Below are 24809 nucleotides of genomic sequence, written 5' to 3' on the forward strand. Positions count from 1 at the left end.
TGCGTATGGCGGCGCGCCGGACAGGTTCGGTCCTCATCGTCTCCGAATCCGATGATCTGCACGGCACCGCGATGGCGGCGACGTTGCGAGAACACCACGGGCTCAGCCCGATTCACCTCGACCTGCGCGACTTTCCGCGCGAATCCGGAAGTTTCCGGCTCGATCGACACGGCACGGCACGGTCGCTCTCGCATGTGATCGGACTCGACGACGTCCAGTCGGTCTGGTGGCGAAGACCGCATCCGGCACAGGTTCCCGGCGGCGTGCGCGCCTCCGATGACGCCTACCGCCAAGCCGAATGCGACGGCTTCATCCAGGGGATGCTGTGGTCGATACCCGCGTACTGGGTCAACGATCCCGGCGCCGATCGGACTGCGAGCCGTAAGATCGTGCAGTTGGAGACCGCGCGGCGCGCGGGATTCGCGGTCCCGGAGACGCTGATCACCAACGATCCGGACGAGGCACGCAGCTTCGTCGAATCACGTTCGGGGGCGGTCGTTTACAAGCGCACCGGCACCGGGCGCGCCGAATTCGCCGAGACCAGAATCATCACCAGGGCCGATTTCGGCCGACTCGCGGGCATCCGGTCCGCGCCGACCACCTTCCAGGACTATATCGATGCCACATGCGATCTGCGCGTGGTGTGGATGGACGGCGTCGAATGGACGGTCCGCATCGACTCGCAATCCGGCGTCGGCCGGGTCGACTCACGGCTGGATACCACCGTCGAGTTCGCTCCCGAACATCTGCCCGCGTCGGTCAGCAAGTCGCTCGCCACGCTCATGGGGGCACTGGGCCTGAGCTTCGGCGTGCTCGATCTACGCCTCGGCCTCGACGGCGAGTACTACTTCCTCGAGGTCAACCCACAGGGCCAGTTCGCATATCTGGAGATCAAGACGGGCCTGCCGATGTTCCGCAGCCTCGCCAACCTGCTGGTCAACGGCGACGGCGCGGTGCCGGGCTACTAGCGCGCTCGACTGTGCCCGGTGTCGGCGAAATCCACTCGCCGACATCGGGATTCAGATCCGAAACGCTACTGGCCCTTGCGGCGGTTCGCACCGCCGCGGCTGCGGAGCTGCACGTGCGACTCCACCAGAACGTTGTGGATGAAACCGTAGGAGCGGCCGGTCGACCGAGCCAGCGATCGAATGCTGGCACCCGCCTCGTACTGCTTCTTCAGCTGGGTTTGCAAACGGTCTCGCGATTTCCCCGTGACGCGTGTGCCCCTACCCAGTGGGGCCTTGACTTGTGTGGGCCTGTCGCTCATGGCTTCCTCCGAGTCGCCGAGCCGCGTGATTCCAGGCTAGACACTCAGCAAGCTGTGATCAACGGGTATTTGTGATGAATATCACCGAATATCCGATCAGAGGAAGTGAAAACCTACCGCCCACAACGGAACTCCGTTGAGATCGCCCCGATCAGGCCAGCTGAATCAGCTCCAAATACTCCGCTGACCAGTGATCTTCCTGGCCGTCGGGCAGCAAGATCACCCGTTCCGGGGACAGCGCCTCGGCCGCGCCCGGATCGTGGGTGACCAGCACGACGGCGCCCGCGTAGGTGCGCAACGCGTCGAGGACCTGTTCACGCGAGATCGGGTCGAGGTTATTGGTCGGCTCGTCGAGCAGCAGCACATTGGCGGCCGAGGAGACCAGACCCGCCAGCGCGAGACGGGTCTTCTCACCGCCGGAGAGGGTGCCCGCGGGCTGTTCCAGCTGCGGTCCGGAGAACATGAACGCGCCGAGCAGGCCGCGCAGCTCCTGTTCCCCCGCATCCGGTGCCGCGTAGCGGATGTTCTCCCACACCGTGGCCTGGTCGTCGAGGGTGTCGTGCTCCTGGGCGAAGTAGCCGATCTTGAGCCCGTGCCCGGGGACGAGGCCACCTGCCGTCGGCGTCTCCACCCCGGCCAGCAGGCGCAACAGCGTGGTCTTGCCCGCGCCGTTGAGGCCGAGCACCACGACGCGACTGCCACGGTCGATGGCCAGATCGACGCCGGTGAAGATCTCCAGCGAGCCGTAGACCTTGGTCAAGTTCTCCGCCATCAGCGGCGTCTTACCGCAGGCGGCGGGTTCGGGGAATTTGATCCGTGCGACCTTGTCGGCCACCCGCACCTCGTCCAGTTCGGCCATCAAACGGTCCGCGCGCTTGGCCATATTCTGTGCCGCGGTGGCTTTTGTGGCCTTGGCGCCGAGTTTGGCGGCCTGGGCGCGCAGTGCGCTGGCCTTCTTCTCGGCATTGGCGCGTTCCCGGCGGCGGCGCTGTTCATCGGTGGCGCGGGCGTCCAGATACTTCTGCCAGCCCATGTTGTAGACATCGGCCTCACCGCGCACCGCGTCCAGGAACCAGACCTTGTTCACCACATCCCCGAGCAGTTCGACATCGTGGCTGATCACGATCAGACCGCCGTCGTGGTTCTGCAGGAAGCCGCGCAACCAGGTGATGGAGTCGGCGTCGAGGTGGTTGGTCGGCTCGTCGAGCAGCAGGATGGTGTCCGAACGCCCGCCGCTGCCGTCGGAGGCGGCGAACAGGATGCGCGCCAACTCGATTCGGCGACGCTGACCACCGGAGAGGGTGCGCAACGCCTGGCCCAGCACCCGATCGGGCAGACCGAGACTGTTGCAGATGCGGGCCGCCTCGCTCTCCGCGACATAGCCGCCCAGCGCCGAGAAGCGCTCTTCGAGGCGACCGTACTTACGCACCGCCTTGTCGCGTTCGGCGTCATCGGCCACCTCGGCCATCAGCGCCTGCTGCTTCTCCATATCGCGCAGCAAGGTGTCCAAACCGCGCGCGGAGAGCACGCGATCGCGGGCGAGCACGTCCAGGTTGCCCTCACGCGGATCCTGTGGGAGATAGCCGATATCAGTGGAGCGCAAGATCTTTCCGGCGTAGGGCTCGCCCTCCCCCGCCAGGATGCGCAGTGTGGTGGTCTTGCCCGCGCCATTGCGCCCGACCAGTCCGATCCGGTCTCCGGCCTGCACCCGCAGTGCCGGCCCCGGGGCCGACAGCAGGGTGCGGACTCCGGCCCGGACCTCCAGGTCCGTCGCGGTGATCACAGGCTTCTCCTCGCTGATCAGGTGCTAGTCGGTTGCTGCTCGATTGTGCGACGTGAACACACACAAGAACCACCGATTTTACCTGGCCCCAGGGGTGCCTTCCGACACCCCCGATCCAGGTGTGACCGCACTAACTCCGCGGATCGGCGCTAGAGCGCCATGCTGCTCATGGATGACGCGATGCTGGTCGCATTCGCGACGCGCTGGCCGCGAGCCTCGCCGGAGCTTCGTTCGTAGTACTGATCGAAGGCCGCCGCCGCGGCACCGGCCGAGTTCGCGGACTTCAGGTGTCCGTACGCGTTCGATTCACCGCCCTGCAGCTCGTGCATCATGAAATCGACTTGGACATGCCAGTCGGTGACCGACTTGCCCTGGGCAGCGGCGAATGCCTCGAGATTCGCACGCCGACCGCCTTCCCACTGGCAGAGGCCGATGGCCCCTTCATTGGGGTTGTAAGCACCGGTATCGAAGCCCGATTCGACCTGCATATTGCCCAAGATGCCTGCTGCTTGCTCCGGTGTGAAGCCCTTACTGAGGAGGTACTTATAGATCTCGCTGGCCTTCGCCTTCTGACCTCCGCTGATGGGTTCGGCATTGGCGGAATTGCCGAGACCTGTCGGTCCGGTGCTGTTGCGACGGTTTCCACCGTTGCCGGTATAGGCGGGAAAACTGTTGCCGCTACCGATCGAATTCGGGGCACTTCCGCTGTGGTCGGATTCCGGGTCGGTGATTTTTCCGGCGTGTTCGTCCAATGCGTTGTACGCGTCCGACACCGTTTGCGCCGTTTTGTCGACGGCCTTGTCGATGCTGTCGATGACGTTCAGCTGCAACTCGATGCTGGGGTTCTGCGGCACATCCTTGGCCAGAATGTCCTTGATGGCGCGAACCAGATTCTCGACCTCGGTGGTCACTGTGTTGGACACATCGGCCGACTTCGATGCGATGTCGGCGATACTGCTGTCCAGCGAGTTCAAATCGGTCCGGTACCGCGTGGCCTCGCTCTGCTTGGCGTGGTACTTCGAGACGAGATCGCCTTCCTTCAGCTGCGACTCCCCGAGGCCATCCAGACCCTCGACCGTAATCGACTTCGCCGAACCGTCGCCTACCGGCTTCACCAACTTCGCCAGCACCGCCTCTATATGGCGGACGTAGGCGTTGAGGATGGGTGCATCCGGGCGTGACGGCAGCGATGTGTCGACAGCCATATCTCACCTTCCGCCGATACCTATTCGGCAGCTTAATCGCAGCTAGGAGCCATGCTCTGACCATCGGGTTCCCGCCGGTGGGAACAGGGGTTCTCGGTCGAGATCGCGCAAACCCGACCGGGTCCACTCGACGGATTTCAACAGCGGTAGCGTGCCATCACATGACGACCGATCTGTTGGGCAAGAGCGCACTTGTTTCCGGAGCCAGCCGTGGCATCGGCAAGGCCGTCGCGGCGGAACTGCTGCGCCGTGGCGCCAATGTGCTGATCACCGCGCGTAAGCCGGAGCCGCTCGAGGAGGCGGCCGCGGAGCTGCGGGCGCTCGGCCACCAGGGCGAGGTCAGCGCGCTGGCGGGCAATTCGGGTGATGCGGACAGCCGGGCCGCGGCGGTGAGCCGGGTGGTCTCGGAGTTCGGTTCGCTGGACATCCTGATCAACAACACCGGCATCAATCCGGTCTACGGCTCGCTCATGGATGCCGATCTGGAGGCGGTGCGCAAGATCTTCGATGTCAATGTCGTCGCCGCCCTCGGCTATGTGCAGGAGGCGTACAAGGCGTGGATGCGTGATCACGGCGGCGCGGTGGTGAATGTGGCCAGTGTGGCCGGCCTGCGTTCGACCGGTGTGATCGCGGCGTACGGCGCGTCCAAAGCCGCGCTGATCCGGCTCACCGACGAACTGGCCTGGCAGTTGGGCCCGAATATCCGGGTCAACGCGGTGGCGCCCGGCGTGATCAAGACGAAGTTCGCCGATGCGCTGTATTCGGCCGATGAGGAGCGGGCCGCGAGCGTGTATCCGATGAAGCGCCTCGGCGCACCGGAGGATGTGGCGCAGCTGATCGGATTCCTGGTCTCCGACGAGGCCAAGTGGATCACCGGCGAGACGATTCGCGTCGACGGCGGCTTGCTGTCGACCGGCGGAATTTGAGACGCCCCGAGGCAATCCGCTGATCAACGGCGGAATACCCGACGTCGCGACAACAATGGTGGCCGTGCGGTGAATCCCGCACGGCCACCACTGGCGACCGCTTGCGGGGTCGCTCGAAACGATCAGCGTCGTTGATCTACACCCGCGCGGGCTGGCGCAGATTGTCCGGATCGGGCAGGGACGGCGCGGACGATCCCTCGTCGAATCCGAAACGCTCATGGAGCTTTTCGAGCGGGCCGGGCGCCCACCAGTTCCAGTCGCCGAGCAGTTTCATGACCGCGGGCAGCAGGAAACCGCGGACCAGGGTCGCGTCGACCAGTACGGCCAGGGGCAGGCCGATGCCGAAGGACTTCATGAAGGTGATGTCGGAGGCCAGGAATCCCAAGAACACCAAGGAGATCAGGACCGCGGCGGCGGTGACGATCCGGCCGATCTTCTCCAGTCCGTGCGCGACCGCGGATTCGTTCTTGCCGGTGCGTTCGTACTCTTCGAGGATCCGGGACAGCAGGAACACCTGGTAGTCCATGGCCAACCCGAAGGCGACACCGAAGAGCATGACCGGAACGGTCGGCGGCAGATCGCCGGTCACGGTGAAATCGAGCAGGCCGGACAGGTGTCCGTCCTGGAAGATCCAGACCAGCGCGCCGAAGGTCGCGGTGAGGCTGAGTGCGCTGAGCACGATCGCCACCAGCGGCAGCACCACACTGCCGGTCAGCAGGAACAGCACGATCAGCATGATAATCACGACGTAGGCCAGGGCAATTGGGAGCGCCGAGGTCACCGCGTCGAGTGAATCGGCGCTCGCGGCCGCGATACCGCCGACCAAGCGCTGCGACGGTGCCGGCACCGCGCGCAGATCCTTCGCCACCCGGTCCAGCAGGCCCGGATCGCTGGTATCCGGCGTCACCGCAAGGTATGCGGCGTCCTTGGTCTCGAAATGCGCGTGCTGCGCCATGCCCGGGACGAGCTGCCCGCCGTGCTCGTAGCTACCGGTGGCGGCATCGACGCGGCGGACATTGTCGACCTCGGAGAGTTTGCGCGCGTAGGCATCCAAGCCGGACTTGCCGTCGGGCAATACGACGAACAGTCCATTGGTGTCGGTCGCCGTGAAATCGCGCTGGATGATCTCGGTGACCTGCCGGTTGTTCATCGACTCCGGCAGTGCCCGCTGATCCGGGAAGCCGAGTTTCACCCCGAGGAACGGGGTTCCGAGCAGCAGGAGGAAGGCCGCGACCGCCAGTCCGATGGGCATCGGCTTGCGCATCACGAAAACCGCGAGCCGATGCCAGAAACCCTCGCCCGGTGCGGGCCGCTGCGGTCGGAAGAACCAGCCGAGCTGGCCGCGATCGATGCGGCTGCCGAGCAGCAGCAGGATAGCGGGCAGCACCGTCAACGAGACCGTCGCGGCGATCGCCGCGACCGCCAGACCCGCGTAACCCATCGAACGTACGGCCAACAGCGGGAAGAACAGCAGACCCGACAGCGCGACCGCGACGGTGACGGCCGAGAAGGCGACGGTGCGTCCGGCCGACCGCATGGTCGCGGCGACCGCCGGTCCGGTCTGTGCACCGGCGGCCAGTTCGTCGCGGTAACGGCTGATGATCAGCAGGCTGTAATCGATCGCCAAGCCGAGGCCGAGCAGCGTGGCGACATTGGTCGCGGTCGCAGCGAGATCGGTGACCAGTGTGATGAGCCAGAGCGCGCCCATGGTGATCATCACGGTCACCGCCGCCACGACCAGCGGCAGGCTGGCTGCCACCAAACCGCCGAAGACGAACAGCAGTGCCAGCAGGGTGATCGGGAAGGCGATGGATTCGCCGAGGACGGCGTCCTTCTCGCTCTGTTTCACGGTCTCGTGCAACAACATCGCGTAGCCGCCGACGCGCACCTCGACCGGACCGTGCGCACCGCCGTAGCGATCCACGAGCCCGCCGACCTTCTGGTCGACCTCGCCCTCCTCGCCGAGGATGCTGGCGACGATCAGCCCCGATTTGCCGTCGTTGCCGCGCAGGGCGGGCGACTTGTCCATCCAGTAGGACATGACACCCGCGACGCCCGGTTCGTCCTTCAGCTTCAACGCCAATTTGACCGCGGCGGTGGCCGATTCCGGCTCGTCGACGGAAGTGTCGCTGTGCACCAGCAGGACGAAGTTCGGTGGCGCCTGACCGAACGTATCGCGCAAAATCTCGGTGGCCCGGCTGGATTCACCGCCGGGATCGCTGTAGCCACCGCCTTGAACCTTGTCGAATAACGTCGAGCTGAGCATCCCCATCGCCAGCGCGAGCACGACGAATACGCCGAGAATCCACCTACTGCGCCGCTTGGTCAGTTCGAACACCGCCACACCCTCATCACTCGTTAAGCCGCGCCGCGTTCGCTCCCTGACGAATCCGCGACGTGCCCGGCTACCACCTGCCTGGCCACCACCCGCATCGGCAGATACTTCGGGTGTACCAGGGCGCCGATCACCGTCTCTTGCACCGCGATACCGGGCATCGGGCGCAGCCGCCAGCGCCCGCCGATCGTAGCAACCTGCAGCGCAACCTCGGTGAGCGAGAACACGTTTCCCGGACACTGGCGGGTGCCCATGCCGAAGGGCAGGTAGGCGCCCTTGGGCCGGGCCTCCATCGCCGCAGGCAGCCAGCGGTCCGGGTCGAACTTATCCGGATCCGGGAAGACCGCCGGATCCCGGTGCACCGCGACGGGACACACCAGCAGCATGGACCCCTTCGGTAGCGCCTTGCCGCCGAGTTCATAGTTCGCTGGCACATCGCGCACGGTCAGCCATGGCGAGTACACGCGCAGCGTCTCCATGACGATGCGCTTGGTCAGATCGAGCTGGCCCAGATCGGCGAATTCGGCAGGGCGACCGCCGAGCACGGCATCGATCTCCGCGTGGAAAGCCGCCTCCAGCTCGGGATTTCTGCCAAGCTCGTGGAAGACCCAGGACAGCGTCATACCGGTGGCTTCGGTGCCGCCGACCAGGAAGTTGATCAGCTCGTCGTGTACCTGGGCGTCGGTGAGCGCGACACCGTCCTCGTCGCGGGCCTTGATCAGGGTGTCGAGCAGGTCACCGTGATCCAGCGTCGGATCGACGGCGAGGTCGGCGCGGTATGCCGCGATGATCTTGCTGGTGGCCGACTTCATCCCCGCGACAAGACCTTCGAAGCGGCGGTTGCTCGGCAGCGGCAACGTGTCGATCCAGGCCGGGCGGGTGACGCGGCGGGCGAGCAGCGTCATGACCGGCGTCAGCATCTCGTGGATTTCCGCACCGGTCTCCGCGCCGAGATCCCCGGAGAACAGCGCCCCCGCGACGGTGCGCAACGCGAGGTCGTGCATCTCCGCATTGACGACGACCATTTGGCCGTCGCGCCAGGCCTCGGCCTGCTCCGCGCCGAGACGCGTCATCACGGTGGCGTACTGCGCGATGCGGCCGCGCGCGAAGGCCGGAGCGATCATTCGGCGTTCCCGCTTGTGCTGCGGGCCGGACAGCACCGTGACGCCAGCGCCGAGCAGAGCCTCAGCCCGATCGATCATCGAACCCTGATCGGAGAGGCCGACGAAGGCCTCCCGGATCAAATCCGGTTCGGTGACGACGTAGGTGTCATAACCCGGAATCTTCACCCGCACCACTGGGCCGAGCCGCGACAGTGTCTGCAGGAAGCGGTAGGGCCTGCGGGCCAGCCGGTGCGAATGTCCGATGAGGGGTAGGGCGCCCGGTGCGGTCGGCACCTCGGCGATGCCGGTCGGGTGGCTGGTCAGCCGGGTGGTCATCATGCGAGTCTCCTAGGCGTGGATCGACTTTCGCTCCAGTGCGGGGCGGCGACCATCGGTCATCCGCGGGCGATCACGGCATCGACACCGCCGACCTGTCCGACCCAGTCGACATAGGCGGCCAGCCCGTCGGCCAGCGATACCGTGGGCGCGTAGCCGAAATCCCGTGCGGCGGCATTGGTGTCGTAGGTGTTGGAAACGGTCAGTGCCGCGGTGGTCCAACTCGACAGCGGCGGCGCGTAGCGTTCCTTGATCGCTGGCACCCGCCAGATGGTGTCGAAAACCGCGATGGCGGCGTCGAATATCGGTTTCGGAATGGTGCGGGTCGGCGGCGTCAGATCCAGGGCGACGGCGAGGTCCTTGACGAACTTCCACAGGTCGACATCCTCGGGATCGGCGAGGAAGTAGGCATTGCCCGCGACCTGATCCGAGCGCGCCGCCTGCAGGCAGGCCTGGGCGGCATGTTCGCAATAGGTGATCGACACCAGGACGTTCTTGCCGCCGGAAAGGTCGGGCAGCCTGCCGGACTTCAGCTTTCGCAGCAGCAGCGTCATCCAGCCCGAGGAGCGCGGCCCCCAGATCATGCGCGGCCGCAGCGCACAGGTCACGAAATCAGGGGTGTTCGAGGCCAGGACGAGCTGTTCGGCGGCGGCCTTGGTCGCCACGTACAGGCTCTTCGGATCGGTCACATACGGCTCGGACTCGTCGATACCGAAGCGATCGGTGTCATAGGAGGTCGCGACCGAGGGGCTGCTGACGAAGACGAACCGGCCGACTCCGGCCTCCCGCGCGGCCCGCATCAGCCGCCGGGTGCCTTCGACATTGGCCTCCCAGAACTGGGCACGGCTGCCGACCTCGGCGACCAGCCCGGCGCTGTGATAGACCACATCGACGTCCTTGCAGGCCGTGATCAACGATTCGTAGTCGCCGAGATCGCCTGCCACCGTTTCGAGTTCGGGCACCGTCGACAGGTACCCGAGATCACTCGACGGCCGCACGATGGCGCGCACCTCATCGCCCGCGGCTACCGCGGCGTCGACGATATGGCTGCCGAGGAATCCGGTTGCCCCGGTGACCAATGCCTTCATGGCGTCATACCCTTTCCGGCCCATTCGGCCAATTCCTCGCGCCCGATCTTGGCGTTGTGCCGGATGTCGACCGGGAACCCGGGATGGGCGCGGAATACCCTGATGGGCCTGGTGAATTCGCGTTCACGCGCGATGGACCACAGCTCCCGCTGCACCCGTGCGATCTCGGATTCCGCGACGCCGGAGCGCAATTCGAAGCACAGCACCGGGATCTGCGCACCCGGCTCACCCACTCCGACCAGCGCGGTGCGGTGCACATCCGGATGGGTGTTGAAGATCTGCTCGCACTGGACGGTGAACAGGTCACCGGCCGCGGTGCGAACCCGCTGGGCCGAGCGGCCGCAGAACCACAACCGTCCGGATTCGTCCTGCCAGGCGAGATCTCCGACGCGGTGCCAGCGGTGCACGGTGCCGTCCGGGCGGATCTCGTCGATCTTGTTGCGGGCGTCCGCGGCCGGATTGCGGTGATATGCGGTGCTGACGTGCGCGCCGGTGGCGACGATTTCGCCGATCTGGCCTTGCGCCAGCACCAGATCGTCATGCCAGGCGGGGATTTCGTCGTCGGAGATGGCGATGATCCGAACCCGGGTATCACTCTCGGATTCCGCGATCGGCCGCCCGACACAGGTGCCCGCTCCTTCGGCGGTCTGCTTACGAGTCTCGTCGAGTTCGGACCATTCGAGGGTGGTCAGCGGCAGCGCCTCGGTCGCGCCGTAGGTGGTGAAGACGTGCGCCGTCTCGCCGAGGGCGGCCCGAACACTCGCCAGCGCATCCAGATTCGCGGGCGCGCCCATCGAGATGACCCGGACCAGGCTCGGCAGTTCGGTACCGGTCCGCATCAGATATTCGCCGAGCGGACCCAGCAATGCCGGCGATGCGGTGACATCGGTGGCATCGAAGGACCGCACTACATCGGCGAGCAACGCCGGATCCGCCTTCGACACCCGCACCGGGTCTACCGGCCCGAGCACCACATGCGCGCCCTGCAGCAGATCGAAGATGCCGAACAGCGGTACCGAGGTCAGCGAGACGAAACCCGTTGGGCGACCGTGCAACCGCTCGATCACCCGCAGTGAGGCGGCGAATCCGGCTCTGGTGAACTCGACGCCCTTCGCCGGTCCGGTACTACCGGTGGTGAAGGCGATCATCAGCAGATCCTCGGGCGCATGGGCGATCTCGGGTGCGACCGCACCCGGCGTCTGCCGCATGGCGAGCAGCGTGTGCCCGCCCCAATACGACCGTCCGGCGGTCACATGCAGACGTACCGAACGGAAGGTCCGCCGTGCCGCGAGCCGTACCAGATGCGCCAGCGGGATGCCGATGAACGCCTCCGCACCGACACTGCGGAAGCAGTGCAGCATGCGGCGCACCCCCATACCCGGATCCACCACCACGGGCACCGCGCCGACCCGGAACAGCGCGAAGATCACCGCGAACAGATCGGGATCCGGCTTGACCATGACAATGGTCTTGACGCCCTTGGTGATCCCGATCCGTTCGAACGCCGCCGCATAGGCGGCGACCCGCTCGCCGAGTTCGGCGAAGGTGAGCACCGCGAACCCGAGATCCGCCGCGCGCTCGGCGCGCTCGGGATGGGCGATGGTCGGATAGCTGATGGCGGCCGAGTCGGCGCGCTGCCGGATCTGATCATCCAGCAGCTCGCTCAGGTCAGCCAGCTCTCGGCTCACCCGGCACCGCCGGCAGGGACCGTGTAGCTCACGCATCCGGCGATCGGACCGGATCCCGCGGCCACCAACAACAATTCGTCACCGGCCGACAGCGCACCGCTTTCCAGCAGCTGGTGGTAGCCGATGATCAGACCCGAACTGCCCGCGTCCAGATCGCCGGTCGCGGCCTGATGTGTTCGGCCGAAACCGAATTCGCCCGCCAGGGTGACCGCGAAGTCGGGCACGGGGTTGTTGGTGACCAGCACGCGCTGCGCCTGCGGCCGCTCCGCGAGGTAGGGGCGGATCGCGGCAAAGGCCGCGCCGGTGACCAATTCGGCGTAATCATCGGCGACATCGACGGTGATCGAACGCTGTCCGTCGTTGCCCATCGCCTCGAGATCGAGGTATCCGGCGACACCCGGATGGGTGCCGACCGCGCGCGGCAGCGGCGCCGGGATGTGCACGCGATCGAAACCGGTCCCCTCGTCGATGCCCTTGGTCACCAGCAGCGCCGCGCCGACCGCGGCATAGCGGAAGTCGGCCGGTGCGTGCCCCACTCCACCCGGATGGGCGTCACTGGCGACGATCAGCACCCGCTCGACGGTGCCGTTCTCCAGCAAGGCCCCCGCCGCCTGCAATGCGTTGAGCACGCCGCAGGACCCGTTGCGCAGATCGAGTGAGAAGCCCGCCCGCGAGGAGCCGACCTGGTAGTCCAGGTGCATCCCCAGTTCCTGCTGGATCAGCGCCGCATTCGACGGCTCGACGATATTGCTGTCCCGGTAGACGCCCACATTGATCAGCACGTCGATATCGTTCGGCGCTACACCCGCCCCCGAGAGGCACTCCCCGGCCGCCCGCACAGCGTGATCGATGGAACCGAGGGTGGGGTCGGCACTGATGGCGGACCGGCCAATTATGAACGTCATTTCATCCCACCAATGCGCTGATAGTTGCCGACAAGACGCCGAAGACCATTCCCGAAGCCGTCGGTACGAAACAAATCTTCGCACCCTTCGGGATCTCGCCACGAGAAATGTAGTCGTGCAGCACCAGGAAATGCGTGCTTGCCCCGGTGTTGCCGTATTTCTCGACAGTCGCCAGGCGCGGCGGCATCTCCGTGCCGTGAATTTTGCTGCCGGATTCGGCGAGCTTCTCGGTGAAGCCGACGCCGAGCTGATGGAACACGATGTAGTCGAACTTCTCGTCGGCGAATACGGTGCCCCGTTTGGCGAGAATATCGCGGTGGAATTTCGCCCAGGTTTCGCGGCGCGGCGCGGCCTGCATGGTGAGATTGTCGGTCAACATGATCATGTTCTGGCTGGCGTCGCTCGGTTTTGCGATACACAACGGCGAGTACTCGGCACAGGTCGTCAGATCGACGTAGTGCAGCACATCGTCTTCGTCGACCGCCGGGTCCAGAATGACCGCCACCGCCGCGTCCGCGAGGGTGAGCGCGGCGAACTGTGGATCGCGCACATCGAGCGCCTCGGCGAGCGCGCCCTCGGTCACCGGCGAGATCACCTCGGGCGTGACGACCATGCCATTGCGCACGACACCGGCGCGAATCATGTTGTCGAGCAGATAGATTCCGGTCATGGTGCCGCCGCAGGCATTCGCCACGTCATAACCGGAGGCATTGACCGCGCCGATACGCCGGGCGATCTCCTGTGACGCCGACGGTTCGAAGACCATATGGAATCCGTCGTGCACCGTGGTGCCACCACAGATGATGATATCCAGGTCGGCGGCGTCCAGACCGGATTTGGCCAGCGCGTCCCGCGCCGCCTTCACACCGAGGGTCAGGGTGTCCTCGACGGTGCGATCCACCATATAGCGGTGATTGATGCCGGTAATTCGCTCGACGTCGAACTCACCGCCGCTCGTCATCCGACCGAGTACTTCGGAGGTGGTGTATTCGCCGGCCGGAAGGGCGGCTCCAAGGGCGCGTAATCGGGAAGAATTCACCGTAGCGGTCCTTTCGACAGAGACAGGCAGCACGAACTCCCCGTGGCACGACAATGGCCTCGGGCAGACAGTGCAGGAATTCCGTTCCACACGATTGGGGAACAGCGAGCGACGAAATCTACGCTGATTTCGGCAACCACGTCCGGATTGCCCGACCCTGGGCAATCCATCCGACAACGCCGAGCATACGACGCACAGCACAAAGTGACCAGCCGGATGACCGCGCCGAGCTACTGGCGAGTCACATCGTTGCTGGAAAATCCAGATCTATCATGATCGCATTATGAAGAATGTCACCGTCGATATATGTGAACTATCACCACGCAACGGTGGCCGAAGCACCCGGCAGTAAGCTCGACGCGGCCGACGAACCGATCCGCGAACGGAGGGATCCGCCCTGCACACCGCCGAACACGCTGCGCCACACCAGCATCCGCATTCCGCAGCGGATGCGCGATGACCGCCGACATCATCGTCTGCGGCCTCGGCCCCGCTGGTCGGGCGCTCGCGCACCGCTGCCTCGCGCACGGAATGTCGGTCACCGCAGTCGATCCGCTACCGGATCGACGCTGGTCAGCGACGTACGCGGGGTGGTACGACGAGTTGCCGCGGTGGCTGGATCCGACGGTCGTCGCCGCCGTCATCGATCACCCCACAGCCTGGGGCACCCGGATTCATCGACTCGACCGAACCTATGCCGTCTTCGATTCCGAGCGGCTGCGCGATTCGCTGAATCTCGACGGCGCCCGGATATCGGCGGATCGCGTTGTCGAAATTCGGCACAACACAGTGACTTTGGCTTCGGGCACAATATATACCGCGAATCGTGTTATCGACGCACGAGGAATTGCCCGCTCGCCCCGGCTGGCCGAGCAAACCGCGTACGGCGTTGTCGTCCAACGGGATACCGAGATCGAACCGCTGTTCATGGACTGGCGCTCGGACAACGGCGCGGAACCCGATGCGCCCCCGTCGTTTCTGTATGCGGTGCCGTTGGGTGCGCGGACCATGCTCCTGGAGGAGACCTGCCTCGCCGGACGTCCCGCCCTCGACACGACGCTGTTGCGCGACCGGCTGCAGCACCGGTTGCGTACTCGCGGAATCGAACTCACCGGATCCGAACCGACCGAGCGCGTGCGGTTCCCGGTGCAGGGCGGTCGGCCGGGGCGGGCCAGGTTCGGCGCGGCGGGCGCATTCACTCATCCCGCAACGGGTTACAGCGTCACCGCCGCGTTCGCCGCCGCCGAGGCGGTCGCGCTCGGAGCCACGGCATGGCCGGTGCGGGCGCGCGCAGTACATGCATTGCGGGCGGCCGGTCTGCGGGCGCTGCTCGCACTGCCGCCCGCCGACCTACCGGTCTTCTTCGATGCCTTCTTCACTATGCCGCCGCAGCTGCAACGGGCATACCTGTCGGGCCGCGCCGACCTCGGCGGCACCGCCGCCGCCATGCGCACCCTCTTCACCGCCCTGCCCACCCCCCTGCGTCGGCGTGTCGCCGCCGCGACACTCGGGATTCCGATTCGCTCGCGTATTCGAATGGGTTCGTCCATCATGGAGTGATGGCACGAGCTATCTGGAAGGGCTCGATCGCATTCGGGCTGGTAAACGTCCCTGTCAAGGTGTACACCGCCACCGAGGATCACGATATCCGGTTCCACCAGGTGCATGCCAAGGACGGCGGGCGGATCAAGTACGACCGGGTCTGCACGGTCTGCGGCAACTCCGTGCAGTTTGCCGATATCGATAAGGCCTATGAATCCCCCGAAGGCGACAAGGTCATCCTGACCGACGAGGACTTCGCCAAACTGCCAGCGGCGGAGAAGCACGAGATTCCCGTGCTGCAGTTCGTGCCATCCGACCAGATCGACCCGATCCTGTTCGAGAAGAGCTACTACCTGGAGCCCGATTCGAATACCCCCAAGGCCTATGTGCTGCTGGCGACCACACTGGAGCGCATCGACCGAACCGCCCTGGTGCACTTCACGCTCCGCCAGAAGACCCGACTCTCCGCGCTGCGCGTGCGCGACGGCGTGCTGGTATTGCAGACGCTGCTGTGGCCCGATGAGGTACGCGCGGTCGACTTCGAATCCCTCGACGGCGTCGCCGAGCCGAAGCCGCAGGAGATCAAGATGGCCGAGACGCTGGTCGAAACCATGTCCGACGATTTCGATCCCGACCAGTACACCGACGAATACCAGATCGAGCTGAAGAAGGTGCTCGACGAGGCGATCGCCAGCGGCACCGGAAAGATCGCCAGCCAGCCCGAGGCCGCGCCCGCCGAGATGGATGCCGAGGTCGTCGATCTGGTGGCGGCATTGCAACGCAGCCTGGAGGCCAGCGGGCGGCGGGCAGCGGAAAGCTCCGCCAGCGCGACCGCCGAGCCCAAGGCCAAGGCGGCACCGGCGAAGAAGGCAACCAAGGCGGCGGCGAAGAAGACCGCCGCCAAACCAGCCAAGAAGACCGCGAAGAAAGCCGCCGCCCGCAAGGGCGCGTGACCCCGGCTACCCGCACACCCCTGGCAAACTGGGCGGCATGGACCCCGCCATTGCGATCGTCCCGATGGGCCTCGACCATCTGCGCCAGGTGCTCGATCTGGGGTACGAGGTATTCGACACCACCATCAAGCCGTACACCTCGTGGTCGTTGACCTCGGTGGCCGAGCATATGGACAGTCCGGATAACGCGTGCTGGGTTGCTCTCGACTTCGATCGGGTCGTCGGATTCGTGCTCGGCTCGATGGAATTCGAACACCGCGACGACTGGGCCTATCTCGAATGGATCGCCGTCGCCCCCGATCGGCAGGGCCTCGGCATCGCCCGCCGCCTCGTCGACGTCTGCTCCGGGGCGCTGTTCGCGCGCGGCGCGCGGCGCATCGTGACCGATGTCGAGGAGCGCAATACCGCCTCCGCGACACTGATGACGCGTAACGGCTTCCTGCCCGCGGTCACCGTGACGCTGTTCGTCCGCCCGAATCCGAATGAGCCCGAACTGGATTCGGCTGACGCGATCCTGCCCGCGGTGCCGCCGGGGACCAAGCGGGCGCTCATCCGCCGCGGCCGACTGGCCGGTGAGGGGCGCACCGCCCGATAGCCGGATCAGAACATCCCGTGCGGGATCTGGTCGTCGTCGGGTATCGGTTGTACGACGTCCCAGTGTTCGGTGATCACACCGTCGACCAGTCGCCAGATGTCCACCACCGCGATGCCGCGCACGTCGTCGGCCGGAATCATGTGATAGTGCACGACGGCGTAATCGTCGTCGGTGATGACCCGTTTGATCTCCAATCGAGCCTTGGCCACCGGCGAATTCGCGATGAATTCGATGAAGGCGTCACGACCGGACGGGTTCCCGGGACTGTGCTCGATGAAGTTCTCGTGCAGCAGGTTTCGTAGCACCTCGATATTGCCGTTGGTGAACTCGGCGAGGCTGCGCAGGAGAAGTTCCTTGTTGCGGGTTGCCACATTGTTCGTCATGCGGGTAACCGTCGCAGCAGTGCGGTAAGCCTGTCGATTACCAGGCATGTAATGGCGTGGGTCGGTGGTGCGGCGATACTGGTGTGCGTGGACCGAGATCGACACGCGGGTGTGCTGTTGCGCGAGTGGCGGAGTCGGCGCAGGCTCAGTCAACTCGAACTGTCGGCGCAATCCGGAATTTCCACGCGGCATATCAGTTTCGTCGAAACCGGGCGGACCGTGCCGAGTCCGGGGATGATCGAGCGATTCGCCGAGCAGCTGAATATTCCACTACGGGAGCGCAACCGACTGCTGGTGGCGGCCGGACACGCGCCGACCTATCGACATCGGACCCTGGAGGATCCGGATCTGACCGAGGCAAGGGCCGCGGTGCGGCGGGTGCTGCGCGCCCATGAGCCGTTTCCGGCCTTGGCCATCGATAGCCGATGGAATCTGCTGTTCGCCAACGCGGCGGTCGAGGTGTTCTTCGACGGGGTCGATCCGGCGCTGCTCGCACCGCCGATCAATATGATGCGAGTCGGGCTGCACCCCAAGGGTTTCGCGCCACGTGTGCGCAACATCGACCAGGTCCGCGGGTTTCTGCTGCCGCGCCTCGCACGGCAGGCGGCACAGACTGGGGATCCCGAATTGGCTGCGCTGCATAGGGAATTGAGTGCCTTCGCACCGGAAGACGGTCCCCCACGGATCGATCCGGCCGACATCGCACTGCCCATCCGCCTCCATCATCGCGGCACAGAGTTATCGCTGTTCAACACGATCATGCGGTTCGGCGCAGCGTTCGATGTGACGCTCGACGAGATCGCGATCGAGTCCTATTTTCCCGCCGACCCCAGCACCGCCGCCTACCTCCACTCTCTCGCCGGGTAACCCCAGCCAGCAGCTGCGGCGTTCAGTCCGCTGCGGCCCGCGCCTTTCCCTCTTCGAAGAAGTCGAGCAGACTCGCGACCGTGTCGACCTCTTCGCGGGGGCGCAGTGCGCCGAACGGGGCGTTCCAGAAGTCGCCGGTACGGGGTTTCCAAGGACCGACATAGGCATACGGCCCCGGATGCGCGGTGTCGCCCGGCGACACACCGTAATTGACCTCGTGCAGCGTGCTGGACAGGTCGAAATGCTCCGGCCAGAGCACCGGAATGACATCGGGGGCCGAGCAGCGCAGTGCGGCATCGCCGAGGGCGAACCAGTCCGCGATCAGTGTTGCCGCCTCCGGATCGACCCGGATCGCATCGCCGGGATCGGTTCCGGTGGTATCGGCGTAGACACCGTCCGGGGCTTCGGCTTCGAATCCCGCGCTGGCCGCCACCTTGTCGTAGGTCCCCGCCAGCGGCGCGCGCCCCTCCGGCCACACCAGATCGGCGCCCACCACCGATACCGGCCATTGCGCACCGCCGAAGCCACCCAGTACGACGCGCATTCGGATGGTCCCGAACCGCCGGAACTGCGGTCCCGCGATCAACAACTCCCCCGCCGCATGCAGGGCGAGCCGGGTATCCCGATACGTTGTGTCGTCCACCCCGAAATCATGGCCGCCACACGCCGCCCGCGCCATACCCCACCAGATATTCCCCGATACCAGCACCGTCAGGCTCGATTCATCGCGATTGCTGTCGCTTATCATCAGGATGTCGAAGAGGGAGTAGCCCGCAGTAGAGGCCTCCTTCGCCCACGCCGCCCGCATCGCCAGAACCCTCCAACTCATTCAACCATTCGGTTGACTATTGAGGGTCGAAGCGGCAGACTCAACCATGTGGTTGAGCATGAAGCCGAGTTGGATACGTTGTTCCATGCGCTATCGCACCCCACGCGGCGCGCGATGCTGCGGCAGCTGGCCGATGGTGAGCACAGTGTCGGCGAGTTGGCCGAGCCGTACGCGATGTCGCTGGCGGGAGCCTCGAAACACATTCAGGTGTTGGAGCGGGCCGGACTGGTCGAGCGCATGGTGCGCGGGCGGGTTCATCTCTGCCGCCTCGACGCGCGGCCGATTCGCGGTGGTGTCGAGTGGATGCGCTTCTACGAGCGCTTCTGGACTGACCAACTGGATCGACTCGAAGAAATTCTGCGACGGGAGGACCGATCATGACGATGCGGGAAGCCGATTACGGGACGCTGGTGGAACCGGGGACAGTGCGGCTGGAGCGGCTGCTGCCCGGACCGATCGAACGGGTGTGGCGCTATATCACCGATGCCGAATTGCGCCGAACCTGGCTCGCCGCGGGCGATATGGAGCTGCGCGAGGGCGGTGATGTCGAACTGATATTCCGCAATTCCGAGCTCACCGGCGCCGACGATCCGGCACCCGCCGAGTACGCCGGAGAGCACCGTGAACCCGGTGTCATACTCGCCTGCGATCCGCCGAAACTGCTCACCTTCACCTGGGCCGACGGTTCCGAAGTGACCTTCGAACTGGCCAGTGTCGGGGACATGGTGCGTCTCGAGCTCACCCACCGCAAACTCCCCGACCGCTCTCGGACGTTGAATGTCTCCGGCGGTTGGCACAGCCACCTCGACCTGCTCGCCGCCCGGCTGGCGAACCGCACACCGGAACCGTTCTGGCCCAAGTTCGCGCAGCTCGCTGCCGAATACGCCGAACGCATACCGGAGTGACCGTGCCCGCTATTTGCGGAACTTGGTCTGCAACTCGGCGAGCGTGGCCTGCAGATCCACCGGATCATTCGTCTTGAAGATGCCCTGATACCCGGACTCGGCCCGCACGGCAGCCTCGACCTCCGGATCGTGGTAAAGCCGCGCCAACGCGAGCAGTTTCGGGTTGTCCTTATCTTCGGCACGGGCGGCGAAGACGTTGATGTACTGCTTCAGCTCCGAGCGTTCGGGATCGTCGGTGAAGATGGTCTCGTTCTTGGTGAGACCGGCCGGGCGCGCGAAGGTGTCGTCGACAAATGCGGCATCGACGCTCTCCAGGGATTGCGCGGTCAGCGTCGGATCGATGGTCCTCAGACTCACCTTCGAGGCGTCGGTGTCCACATCCTCGATCTTGGAATCCCAGCTCGCGCCGCCCTCGAGCACGATCAACCCGGCGGCGGCCAAGCCGAGTAGCGGGCGGACCTGATTGGCCGGATTGTTGCTCAGGGTGATCTGGCCGCCCTTGGGGATCTCGGTCACCGACTTGTGTTTACGCGAGTACAGGGTCAGCGGGAAGATCTCGGTAGCCCCGATCGGCACCAGGGTGTCGTTATTGCGGACGTTGTAATTGGCCAGGTACCGCACGTGCTGGAACTTATTGAGGTCGATCCGCTTTTGGGCCAGCGCCGGATTCGGCTGGTTGTAGTCGGTGAAGTTGACGAACTCCACGGCGATGCCCTGTTCGGCGGCCTTCTTCCGGTAGACATCCCAATGCGGCAGCGAGATGTCGTTCACGCCGATGCGCACGACGTCGTCGTGGTGCTCCCTGCCACACGCGACTCCGCCAGCGGTCAGGGCAAGAAGTAGGGGAATCACCAGAACACGGCGCAGCAATCGCATTGCAGGCAACCTAGACGCTCGTCCAACTAGTTGCCAGAGTTTCGCTCAGCTCAATCCAAACCGTTGTCCGATAGCCAGGGACATCGCTTGGATTACCGGGTTCATACTGCGACAAGCATTTCGGGAGCACGAGTGAAATTCCATCGGGTACTGGCGATCCCGGTCCTGGTAGCCACCGCGGCCCTCACCCTGACGGCGTGCGGCAGCGACGACAAGGCTTCCTCCGACAACGTAGTGCGCATCGGCACCACCGACAAGGATCACGCCTGGGACGTCTTCGAGGAGAAGGCGAAATCGCAGGGCATCACCCTGCGGATCACCAACTTCTCCGACTACAAGCAGCCGAATCTCGCACTGTCGCAAAGGCAGATCGATCTCAACCTGTTTCAGCATCTGCAGTTCCTCGGCGCCTACAACGTCGCCAATAACGACACCCTGACCCCCATCGCCTCGACCTATATCGTGCCGCTCGGGCTCTACTCCAAGAAACATAAGTCGCTCGCGGACCTGCCGCAGGGCGCCGAGATCGCGATCCCGAACGATCCGACCAACCAGGCGCGGGCGCTGTTCGTGCTGCAGGCTGCCGGTGTGCTGAAGCTCTCCGGTGACAGCAAAGCGCCGACACCCGCCGATATCGATAAGGGTGCGTCCAAGGTCAGAGTGACCCCGGTCGACGCGGCGCAGACCGCGCTCTCGCTCGCCTCGGTCGACGGGTCGATCATCAACAACACCTTCCTCGACCGTTCCGGGATCGACCCCAATTCGGCGCTCTACAAGGATGATCCGAAGAATCCGGCAGCCGAGCCGTATATCAATGTCGTAGTGTCCAGGGCCGAGGACAAGAACAACGAGCTCTACCAGAAGGTAGCCCAGCTCTGGCACGACACCGACGTACAACAGGCGCATGCCCAGGTCACCAAGAACACGGCGGTCGAGGTCGAACGCACCGGTCCCGAGCTGGAGCAGATCTTGGCCAGGGTGCAGCAGAGCATCAAAGACGGCAAGTGAGCGAGTCGGCGGTTCCTGCGGTCGAATTCCGTTCGGTCACCAAGGTTTTCGGCAAGGGTGCGGATAGGCATATCGCGCTGGACGCTATCGACCTGCGCATCGAACAGGGCGAGATCTTCGGTGTGATCGGCTATTCCGGCGCGGGCAAGAGCACGCTGGTCCGACTGATCAACGCGCTGGAGAAGCCGACCACCGGCACCATCGAGGTTTCCGGCACACCGATCACGGGTGTGCGGGAGGCCGAGGTGCGGCGCATCCGCCGCGATATCGGCATGGTCTTCCAGCAGTTCAACCTGTTCCGATCGCGCACGGCCGCAGGCAATATCGAATATCCGCTGAAGGTCGCGGGCTGGAAGCGCGCCGAACGCAAGGCACGGGTCAAGGAACTGCTCGAGTTCGTCGGGCTCGCCGATAAGGCCCGCAGCTATCCGGATCAGCTCTCGGGCGGTCAGAAACAGCGGGTCGGCATCGCGCGTGCACTGGCGACCTCACCGTCGCTGCTGCTCGCGGACGAATCGACCTCGGCACTGGATCCGGAGACCACCGGTGAGGTGCTGCGGCTGCTGAAGAAGATCAACCGCGAACTCGGCGTCACCATTGTGGTGATCACGCACGAGATGGATGTCATCCGCGCGGTGGCCGACCGGGTCGCGGTGCTCGCCGAGGGCAAGATCATCGAACTCGCCAGCACCTTCGAGGTTTTCGCGACCCCGCAGGCGCCACCGACACAGTCGTTCGTGGAGACCGTGCTGCACAATCGGCCCGACGTCGAGGAACTGCGGCGGCTCGGCGAGCTGCACGGCGGCCGGTTGGTCACGGTGGATATCGATGACCAGCGCGGGATCGGTGCGGCGCTGGCCACCGCCGCGCATGCGGGTGTCGAATTCGAGGTGGTGTACGGCGGGGTGAGCACGGTGCAGGACAAGACCTTCGGCAGCGTGACACTGTCCTTGCACGGTTCGGATGACGACGTGGACAAGGTGATCGACGCACTCGATCGCCGCTAGCGACTGCTCGCAGGTCGCTCGACATGACCTGCGTCGGCTGAAAGGGGCACCCATGCATACGGATTGGGACAAACTCCGGCCGGTACTGACCGAGGCCATCGGTACCACCATCTACCTGGTGCTGCTCACTTTCGTGGTGGGCGGATTGATCGGGCTGTTCCTCGGCACTGCCCTCTACACCACCCGCAAGGGTGGACTGCTCGCGAACGCACCGATCAACCTGCTGCTCAATGTACTGGTGAATGTGGTCCGGCCGATCCCGTTCATCATCCTGCTCGCGGCACTCGGCCCGGTCACCCTCGAAGTGGTCGGGACGACGATCGGCACCGAGGCAGCGGCCTTCGTCATGATCGTGGCGGCATCCTTCGGCATCGCCCGCATCGTGGAACAGAATCTGGTCACGGTGGATCCCGGCGTCATCGAGGCGGCCAGGGCCGTCGGGGCCGGGCCGCTGCGGATCATTCTGACGCTGCTGATCCCGGAGGCGTTGGGGCCCTTGGTCCTCGGCTATACATTCGTAGTGATCGCCATCGTCGACATGTCCGCCATGGCGGGTACGGTCGGCGGCGGTGGACTCGGCGATTTCGCGCTGGTCTACGGGTATCAGCGCTTCGACTGGCAGGTGACGCTGGTCGCCACGCTGATCATTATCGTCGGCGTGCAGGGGATTCAGTTCCTCGGCAACTTCGTCGCCCGAAAGGTGCTGCGCCGCTGAGTCTTCGGCGCGGTCGGCAAAAACAGTGCGCTCTCGACGCGGCTTGCGTCGAGAGCGCACCGGCTCTGTCGGGACGTCAGCTCGCGTTCGCGGTGCACTGGGAATCGACGATGCGCGGTCCGCGCGGCACCGAGCTGCCGAAGTTCAGCAGCGGCGGCGGTGCGGTCGGCCCGGCATTGGCGATCGCCTGCTGTTCGGCCTCGGCCCGGGTCGACGCCCAGGCCCAGCCCAGGTGGTCATCGCCGTTGCGGGCCACGGCCGCGCACGCATTGGCGAACTGCACGATGACGTGACAGCTGGGCAGGCCGCACTGCTGCACTGCGGCGCGATCCGAATCCGCCCAGTTCGAGTGGTTGTACGCCCATCCGAGGGTGGCATCGCCCCGCGACGAGACCGAAATCGCCAGCGAGCCATAGAGGCTCTCATCTGCCTGCGCGGCGCCGGCGCCAGCGGCGATGCAGGCACCAGCGGACGCGGCTACCAGACCCATGGCAGCCTTGGACGACAGTGACATGTGATGTCTCCCCAGTTCAGAAAATAGGTTCGGATCGAGATCCTGGTCGGCCCGATCCGAATTGTCCAAATCTTTGTAGCACTGGGATCCGACAAAGCGGGAATCAGCGATCCTGCAGCGCCACCGCACCTCTCGTCGCGGGTGCGACCCGGTCCCACGGGTGAACCACATCTCGCCAATCGGCGGGCCAATTCGCCAGCGCGACAACCATCATGATCACCAGATGAATCGGCGCCGATGTGCCCTGCCAGAACGGCGCGTCATCGATCAGATGAGTGGTCACCGCCCCGGTCAGCACCAGCACCAGCATCGCCGCGCCCAGGAATCTGCTCTCCCGGCGCGGAATCACCAGCAGCACAGCGGCGATCAACTCGAGTGCACCCACCACGAACCGCATATTCGGATGAAATCCCCAGTCTGCGAACTTCTCCGAATACGCGGGCCCGAAAAACGTAGATCCGGGCCAGAACTTGGTGGCGAAGCCGACGAAGAACTCGAATCCGAGAAACCAGTACAGCCCGGCACGTACCCGAGCCGACCGCGAACGTTGCGACATTGTTCCCTCTTCAGCAGGTCATCCACCGCGACCCAGCGCGGCGGCGACGGACACCTTCCCGTCACCGCTATGACCGGACCCGCCCGGAGAATGTGACAGCCCCGGCTGGTGGAGTCGCTGAGCGAGGTCGAGCCGCCGCGGCGCTACCCTCCCGACTATGCGAGAGCCGGATCAGGGAGCAATCATCGTCACCGGTGGCAGCCGCGGCATCGGTGCCGCCGCATGGCCCCCAGTCTCCCGGTGCAACGTGGCGGCCGCCCACAAGAGTTAGCCGAGGCCATCGCCTGGCTCCGGTCCGATCAAGCTTCCTACGTCACCGGAACCTTCATCGATCTGGCCGGTGGGCGATGAGTACGCGACACGAAGCGACCCCGGCCAGGTGGC

Annotated in this window: 26 protein-coding genes; 12 read left to right on the forward strand and 14 right to left on the reverse strand. The window is 65.2% G+C overall.

Features of this window, described 5'->3' with window-relative positions; translation table 11 throughout:
* Nucleotides 1–5 precede the first annotated feature (5 nt).
* Nucleotides 6–968, forward strand: a complete 963-nt coding sequence (locus tag ACQP1G_RS27690; protein ID WP_433192486.1) for a hypothetical protein — start codon at nucleotides 6–8, stop codon at nucleotides 966–968.
* A gap of 65 nt (nucleotides 969–1033) precedes the next feature.
* On the opposite strand, the gene ACQP1G_RS27695 is transcribed toward ACQP1G_RS27690, so the two are convergent.
* The 3 genes from ACQP1G_RS27695 to ACQP1G_RS27705 form a co-directional block, all read right to left on the reverse strand.
* Nucleotides 1034–1267, reverse strand: a complete 234-nt coding sequence (locus ACQP1G_RS27695; RefSeq protein ID WP_433192487.1) for a helix-turn-helix domain-containing protein — start codon at nucleotides 1265–1267, stop codon at nucleotides 1034–1036.
* A gap of 151 nt (nucleotides 1268–1418) precedes the next feature.
* Nucleotides 1419–3050 carry an ABC-F family ATP-binding cassette domain-containing protein gene (locus tag ACQP1G_RS27700; protein WP_433192488.1) on the reverse strand — a complete coding sequence of 544 codons (1632 nt, stop codon included), beginning with the start codon at nucleotides 3048–3050 and terminating at the stop codon, nucleotides 1419–1421.
* Between the two features lie 149 nt (nucleotides 3051–3199).
* Nucleotides 3200–4255, reverse strand: a complete 1056-nt coding sequence (locus ACQP1G_RS27705; protein ID WP_433192489.1) for a phage tail tip lysozyme — start codon at nucleotides 4253–4255, stop codon at nucleotides 3200–3202.
* A 161-nt stretch (nucleotides 4256–4416) separates the two neighbouring features.
* Between ACQP1G_RS27705 and ACQP1G_RS27710 the strand changes: the two genes are divergently transcribed.
* Nucleotides 4417–5181: an SDR family oxidoreductase gene (locus tag ACQP1G_RS27710; protein ID WP_433192490.1), complete on the forward strand. Its 765-nt coding sequence runs from the start codon at nucleotides 4417–4419 to the stop codon at nucleotides 5179–5181.
* A gap of 136 nt (nucleotides 5182–5317) precedes the next feature.
* On the opposite strand, the gene ACQP1G_RS27715 is transcribed toward ACQP1G_RS27710, so the two are convergent.
* Genes ACQP1G_RS27715 through ACQP1G_RS27740 form a run of 6 tightly spaced genes read right to left on the reverse strand, consistent with a single transcriptional unit; the run spans nucleotide 5318 to nucleotide 13675 of the window.
* Nucleotides 5318–7519: an MMPL family transporter gene (locus ACQP1G_RS27715; RefSeq protein WP_433192491.1), complete on the reverse strand. Its 2202-nt coding sequence runs from the start codon at nucleotides 7517–7519 to the stop codon at nucleotides 5318–5320.
* Nucleotides 7520–7539: 20 nt separating this feature from the next.
* Nucleotides 7540–8958, reverse strand: coding sequence for a cytochrome P450 (locus tag ACQP1G_RS27720; RefSeq protein ID WP_433192492.1), 1419 nt, complete (start codon nucleotides 8956–8958; stop codon nucleotides 7540–7542).
* Nucleotides 8959–9014: 56 nt separating this feature from the next.
* The gene (locus ACQP1G_RS27725) at nucleotides 9015–10067 is read right to left on the reverse strand and encodes an NAD-dependent epimerase/dehydratase family protein (protein WP_433192493.1); all 1053 of its coding nucleotides are present in this window, start codon (nucleotides 10065–10067) and stop codon (nucleotides 9015–9017) included.
* Nucleotides 10040–11731: a fatty acid CoA ligase family protein gene (locus ACQP1G_RS27730; RefSeq protein WP_433192494.1), complete on the reverse strand. Its 1692-nt coding sequence runs from the start codon at nucleotides 11729–11731 to the stop codon at nucleotides 10040–10042. Before ACQP1G_RS27730 ends, ACQP1G_RS27725 begins: the two co-directional genes overlap by 28 nt.
* Nucleotides 11728–12636, reverse strand: a complete 909-nt coding sequence (locus ACQP1G_RS27735; protein ID WP_433192495.1) for a hypothetical protein — start codon at nucleotides 12634–12636, stop codon at nucleotides 11728–11730. Before ACQP1G_RS27735 ends, ACQP1G_RS27730 begins: the two co-directional genes overlap by 4 nt.
* Before the next feature lies 1 nt (nucleotide 12637).
* Entirely contained in the window at nucleotides 12638–13675 is a 1038-nt protein-coding gene (locus ACQP1G_RS27740) for a 3-oxoacyl-ACP synthase III family protein (protein WP_433192496.1), read from the reverse strand.
* Nucleotides 13676–14131: 456 nt separating this feature from the next.
* Here ACQP1G_RS27740 and ACQP1G_RS27745 point away from each other — a divergent pair, with 456 nt between their 5' ends.
* From ACQP1G_RS27745 to ACQP1G_RS27755, 3 genes are read left to right on the forward strand one after another with little or no spacing between them, the layout of a single operon-like run.
* Nucleotides 14132–15235, forward strand: coding sequence for a lycopene cyclase family protein (locus ACQP1G_RS27745; protein ID WP_433192497.1), 1104 nt, complete (start codon nucleotides 14132–14134; stop codon nucleotides 15233–15235).
* The gene (locus tag ACQP1G_RS27750; protein WP_433192498.1) at nucleotides 15235–16170 is read left to right on the forward strand and encodes a Ku protein; all 936 of its coding nucleotides are present in this window, start codon (nucleotides 15235–15237) and stop codon (nucleotides 16168–16170) included. Before ACQP1G_RS27745 ends, ACQP1G_RS27750 begins: the two co-directional genes overlap by 1 nt.
* 37 nt (nucleotides 16171–16207) lie before the next feature.
* Nucleotides 16208–16765: a GNAT family N-acetyltransferase gene (locus tag ACQP1G_RS27755; RefSeq protein ID WP_433192499.1), complete on the forward strand. Its 558-nt coding sequence runs from the start codon at nucleotides 16208–16210 to the stop codon at nucleotides 16763–16765.
* Between the two features lie 5 nt (nucleotides 16766–16770).
* On the opposite strand, the gene ACQP1G_RS27760 is transcribed toward ACQP1G_RS27755, so the two are convergent.
* Nucleotides 16771–17148 carry a nuclear transport factor 2 family protein gene (locus tag ACQP1G_RS27760; RefSeq protein WP_433192500.1) on the reverse strand — a complete coding sequence of 126 codons (378 nt, stop codon included), beginning with the start codon at nucleotides 17146–17148 and terminating at the stop codon, nucleotides 16771–16773.
* 87 nt (nucleotides 17149–17235) lie between these two features.
* Here ACQP1G_RS27760 and ACQP1G_RS27765 point away from each other — a divergent pair, with 87 nt between their 5' ends.
* Nucleotides 17236–18015: a helix-turn-helix domain-containing protein gene (locus ACQP1G_RS27765; protein ID WP_433192501.1), complete on the forward strand. Its 780-nt coding sequence runs from the start codon at nucleotides 17236–17238 to the stop codon at nucleotides 18013–18015.
* A gap of 22 nt (nucleotides 18016–18037) precedes the next feature.
* On the opposite strand, the gene ACQP1G_RS27770 is transcribed toward ACQP1G_RS27765, so the two are convergent.
* Nucleotides 18038–18844, reverse strand: coding sequence for a hypothetical protein (locus ACQP1G_RS27770; RefSeq protein WP_433192502.1), 807 nt, complete (start codon nucleotides 18842–18844; stop codon nucleotides 18038–18040).
* A gap of 48 nt (nucleotides 18845–18892) precedes the next feature.
* On the opposite strand from ACQP1G_RS27770, the gene ACQP1G_RS27775 reads away from it, so the two are divergent.
* Together ACQP1G_RS27775 and ACQP1G_RS27780 are read left to right on the forward strand one after the other, a co-directional pair.
* Entirely contained in the window at nucleotides 18893–19225 is a 333-nt protein-coding gene (locus ACQP1G_RS27775) for an ArsR/SmtB family transcription factor (protein ID WP_433192503.1), read from the forward strand.
* On the forward strand, nucleotides 19222–19749 hold the full coding sequence (locus tag ACQP1G_RS27780) for an SRPBCC family protein (protein ID WP_433192504.1): 528 nt from the start codon (nucleotides 19222–19224) through the stop codon (nucleotides 19747–19749). The genes ACQP1G_RS27775 and ACQP1G_RS27780 overlap by 4 nt, the downstream gene beginning before the upstream one ends.
* Nucleotides 19750–19758: 9 nt before the next feature.
* On the opposite strand, the gene ACQP1G_RS27785 is transcribed toward ACQP1G_RS27780, so the two are convergent.
* Complete coding sequence (locus tag ACQP1G_RS27785; protein ID WP_433192505.1) at nucleotides 19759–20625, reverse strand: MetQ/NlpA family ABC transporter substrate-binding protein; 867 nt, start codon at nucleotides 20623–20625, stop codon at nucleotides 19759–19761.
* A gap of 132 nt (nucleotides 20626–20757) precedes the next feature.
* Between ACQP1G_RS27785 and ACQP1G_RS27790 the strand changes: the two genes are divergently transcribed.
* From ACQP1G_RS27790 to ACQP1G_RS27800, 3 genes are read left to right on the forward strand one after another with little or no spacing between them, the layout of a single operon-like run.
* Nucleotides 20758–21633, forward strand: coding sequence for a MetQ/NlpA family ABC transporter substrate-binding protein (locus ACQP1G_RS27790; RefSeq protein ID WP_433192506.1), 876 nt, complete (start codon nucleotides 20758–20760; stop codon nucleotides 21631–21633).
* Nucleotides 21630–22640 carry a methionine ABC transporter ATP-binding protein gene (locus ACQP1G_RS27795; RefSeq protein WP_433192507.1) on the forward strand — a complete coding sequence of 337 codons (1011 nt, stop codon included), beginning with the start codon at nucleotides 21630–21632 and terminating at the stop codon, nucleotides 22638–22640. Before ACQP1G_RS27790 ends, ACQP1G_RS27795 begins: the two co-directional genes overlap by 4 nt.
* A 52-nt stretch (nucleotides 22641–22692) precedes the next feature.
* The gene (locus tag ACQP1G_RS27800; protein WP_433192508.1) at nucleotides 22693–23355 is read left to right on the forward strand and encodes a methionine ABC transporter permease; all 663 of its coding nucleotides are present in this window, start codon (nucleotides 22693–22695) and stop codon (nucleotides 23353–23355) included.
* Between the two features lie 76 nt (nucleotides 23356–23431).
* Here the strand turns inward: ACQP1G_RS27800 and ACQP1G_RS27805 are convergent, their stop codons facing one another.
* Both ACQP1G_RS27805 and ACQP1G_RS27810 read right to left on the reverse strand, forming a co-directional pair.
* Nucleotides 23432–23869, reverse strand: a complete 438-nt coding sequence (locus ACQP1G_RS27805) for a DUF4189 domain-containing protein (protein ID WP_433192509.1) — start codon at nucleotides 23867–23869, stop codon at nucleotides 23432–23434.
* Nucleotides 23870–23972: 103 nt separating this feature from the next.
* Nucleotides 23973–24425, reverse strand: coding sequence for a DoxX family protein (locus tag ACQP1G_RS27810; RefSeq protein WP_433192510.1), 453 nt, complete (start codon nucleotides 24423–24425; stop codon nucleotides 23973–23975).
* A 222-nt stretch (nucleotides 24426–24647) separates the two neighbouring features.
* Here ACQP1G_RS27810 and ACQP1G_RS27815 point away from each other — a divergent pair, with 222 nt between their 5' ends.
* Nucleotides 24648–24776 (forward strand): SDR family oxidoreductase, encoded by a 129-nt coding sequence (locus ACQP1G_RS27815; RefSeq protein ID WP_433192511.1) that lies wholly within the window; start codon nucleotides 24648–24650, stop codon nucleotides 24774–24776.
* Nucleotides 24777–24809 lie beyond the last annotated feature (33 nt).

It is taken from the genome of Nocardia sp. CA-107356 (genome assembly GCF_050946365.1).
Classification (GTDB): Bacteria; Actinomycetota; Actinomycetes; order Mycobacteriales; family Mycobacteriaceae; genus Nocardia.

What these genes read in the sequence shown, in the direction of transcription:
- ACQP1G_RS27690 (WP_433192486.1), top strand. Translation starts at nt 6, where the DNA reads ATGGCGGCGCGCCGGACAGGTTCGGTCCTCATCGTCTCCGAATCCGAT.
- ACQP1G_RS27695 (WP_433192487.1), bottom strand. Translation starts at nt 1,267, where the DNA reads ATGAGCGACAGGCCCACACAAGTCAAGGCCCCACTGGGTAGGGGCACA.
- ACQP1G_RS27705 (WP_433192489.1), bottom strand. Translation starts at nt 4,255, where the DNA reads ATGGCTGTCGACACATCGCTGCCGTCACGCCCGGATGCACCCATCCTC.
- ACQP1G_RS27710 (WP_433192490.1), top strand. Translation starts at nt 4,417, where the DNA reads ATGACGACCGATCTGTTGGGCAAGAGCGCACTTGTTTCCGGAGCCAGC.
- ACQP1G_RS27720 (WP_433192492.1), bottom strand. Translation starts at nt 8,958, where the DNA reads ATGATGACCACCCGGCTGACCAGCCACCCGACCGGCATCGCCGAGGTG.
- ACQP1G_RS27725 (WP_433192493.1), bottom strand. Translation starts at nt 10,067, where the DNA reads ATGGGCCGGAAAGGGTATGACGCCATGAAGGCATTGGTCACCGGGGCA.
- ACQP1G_RS27735 (WP_433192495.1), bottom strand. Translation starts at nt 12,636, where the DNA reads ATGACGTTCATAATTGGCCGGTCCGCCATCAGTGCCGACCCCACCCTC.
- ACQP1G_RS27745 (WP_433192497.1), top strand. Translation starts at nt 14,132, where the DNA reads ATGACCGCCGACATCATCGTCTGCGGCCTCGGCCCCGCTGGTCGGGCG.
- ACQP1G_RS27750 (WP_433192498.1), top strand. Translation starts at nt 15,235, where the DNA reads ATGGCACGAGCTATCTGGAAGGGCTCGATCGCATTCGGGCTGGTAAAC.
- ACQP1G_RS27755 (WP_433192499.1), top strand. Translation starts at nt 16,208, where the DNA reads ATGGACCCCGCCATTGCGATCGTCCCGATGGGCCTCGACCATCTGCGC.
- ACQP1G_RS27760 (WP_433192500.1), bottom strand. Translation starts at nt 17,148, where the DNA reads ATGACGAACAATGTGGCAACCCGCAACAAGGAACTTCTCCTGCGCAGC.
- ACQP1G_RS27770 (WP_433192502.1), bottom strand. Translation starts at nt 18,844, where the DNA reads ATGAGTTGGAGGGTTCTGGCGATGCGGGCGGCGTGGGCGAAGGAGGCC.
- ACQP1G_RS27780 (WP_433192504.1), top strand. Translation starts at nt 19,222, where the DNA reads ATGACGATGCGGGAAGCCGATTACGGGACGCTGGTGGAACCGGGGACA.
- ACQP1G_RS27785 (WP_433192505.1), bottom strand. Translation starts at nt 20,625, where the DNA reads ATGCGATTGCTGCGCCGTGTTCTGGTGATTCCCCTACTTCTTGCCCTG.
- ACQP1G_RS27800 (WP_433192508.1), top strand. Translation starts at nt 22,693, where the DNA reads ATGCATACGGATTGGGACAAACTCCGGCCGGTACTGACCGAGGCCATC.
- ACQP1G_RS27805 (WP_433192509.1), bottom strand. Translation starts at nt 23,869, where the DNA reads ATGTCACTGTCGTCCAAGGCTGCCATGGGTCTGGTAGCCGCGTCCGCT.
- ACQP1G_RS27810 (WP_433192510.1), bottom strand. Translation starts at nt 24,425, where the DNA reads ATGTCGCAACGTTCGCGGTCGGCTCGGGTACGTGCCGGGCTGTACTGG.
- ACQP1G_RS27815 (WP_433192511.1), top strand. Translation starts at nt 24,648, where the DNA reads ATGGCCCCCAGTCTCCCGGTGCAACGTGGCGGCCGCCCACAAGAGTTA.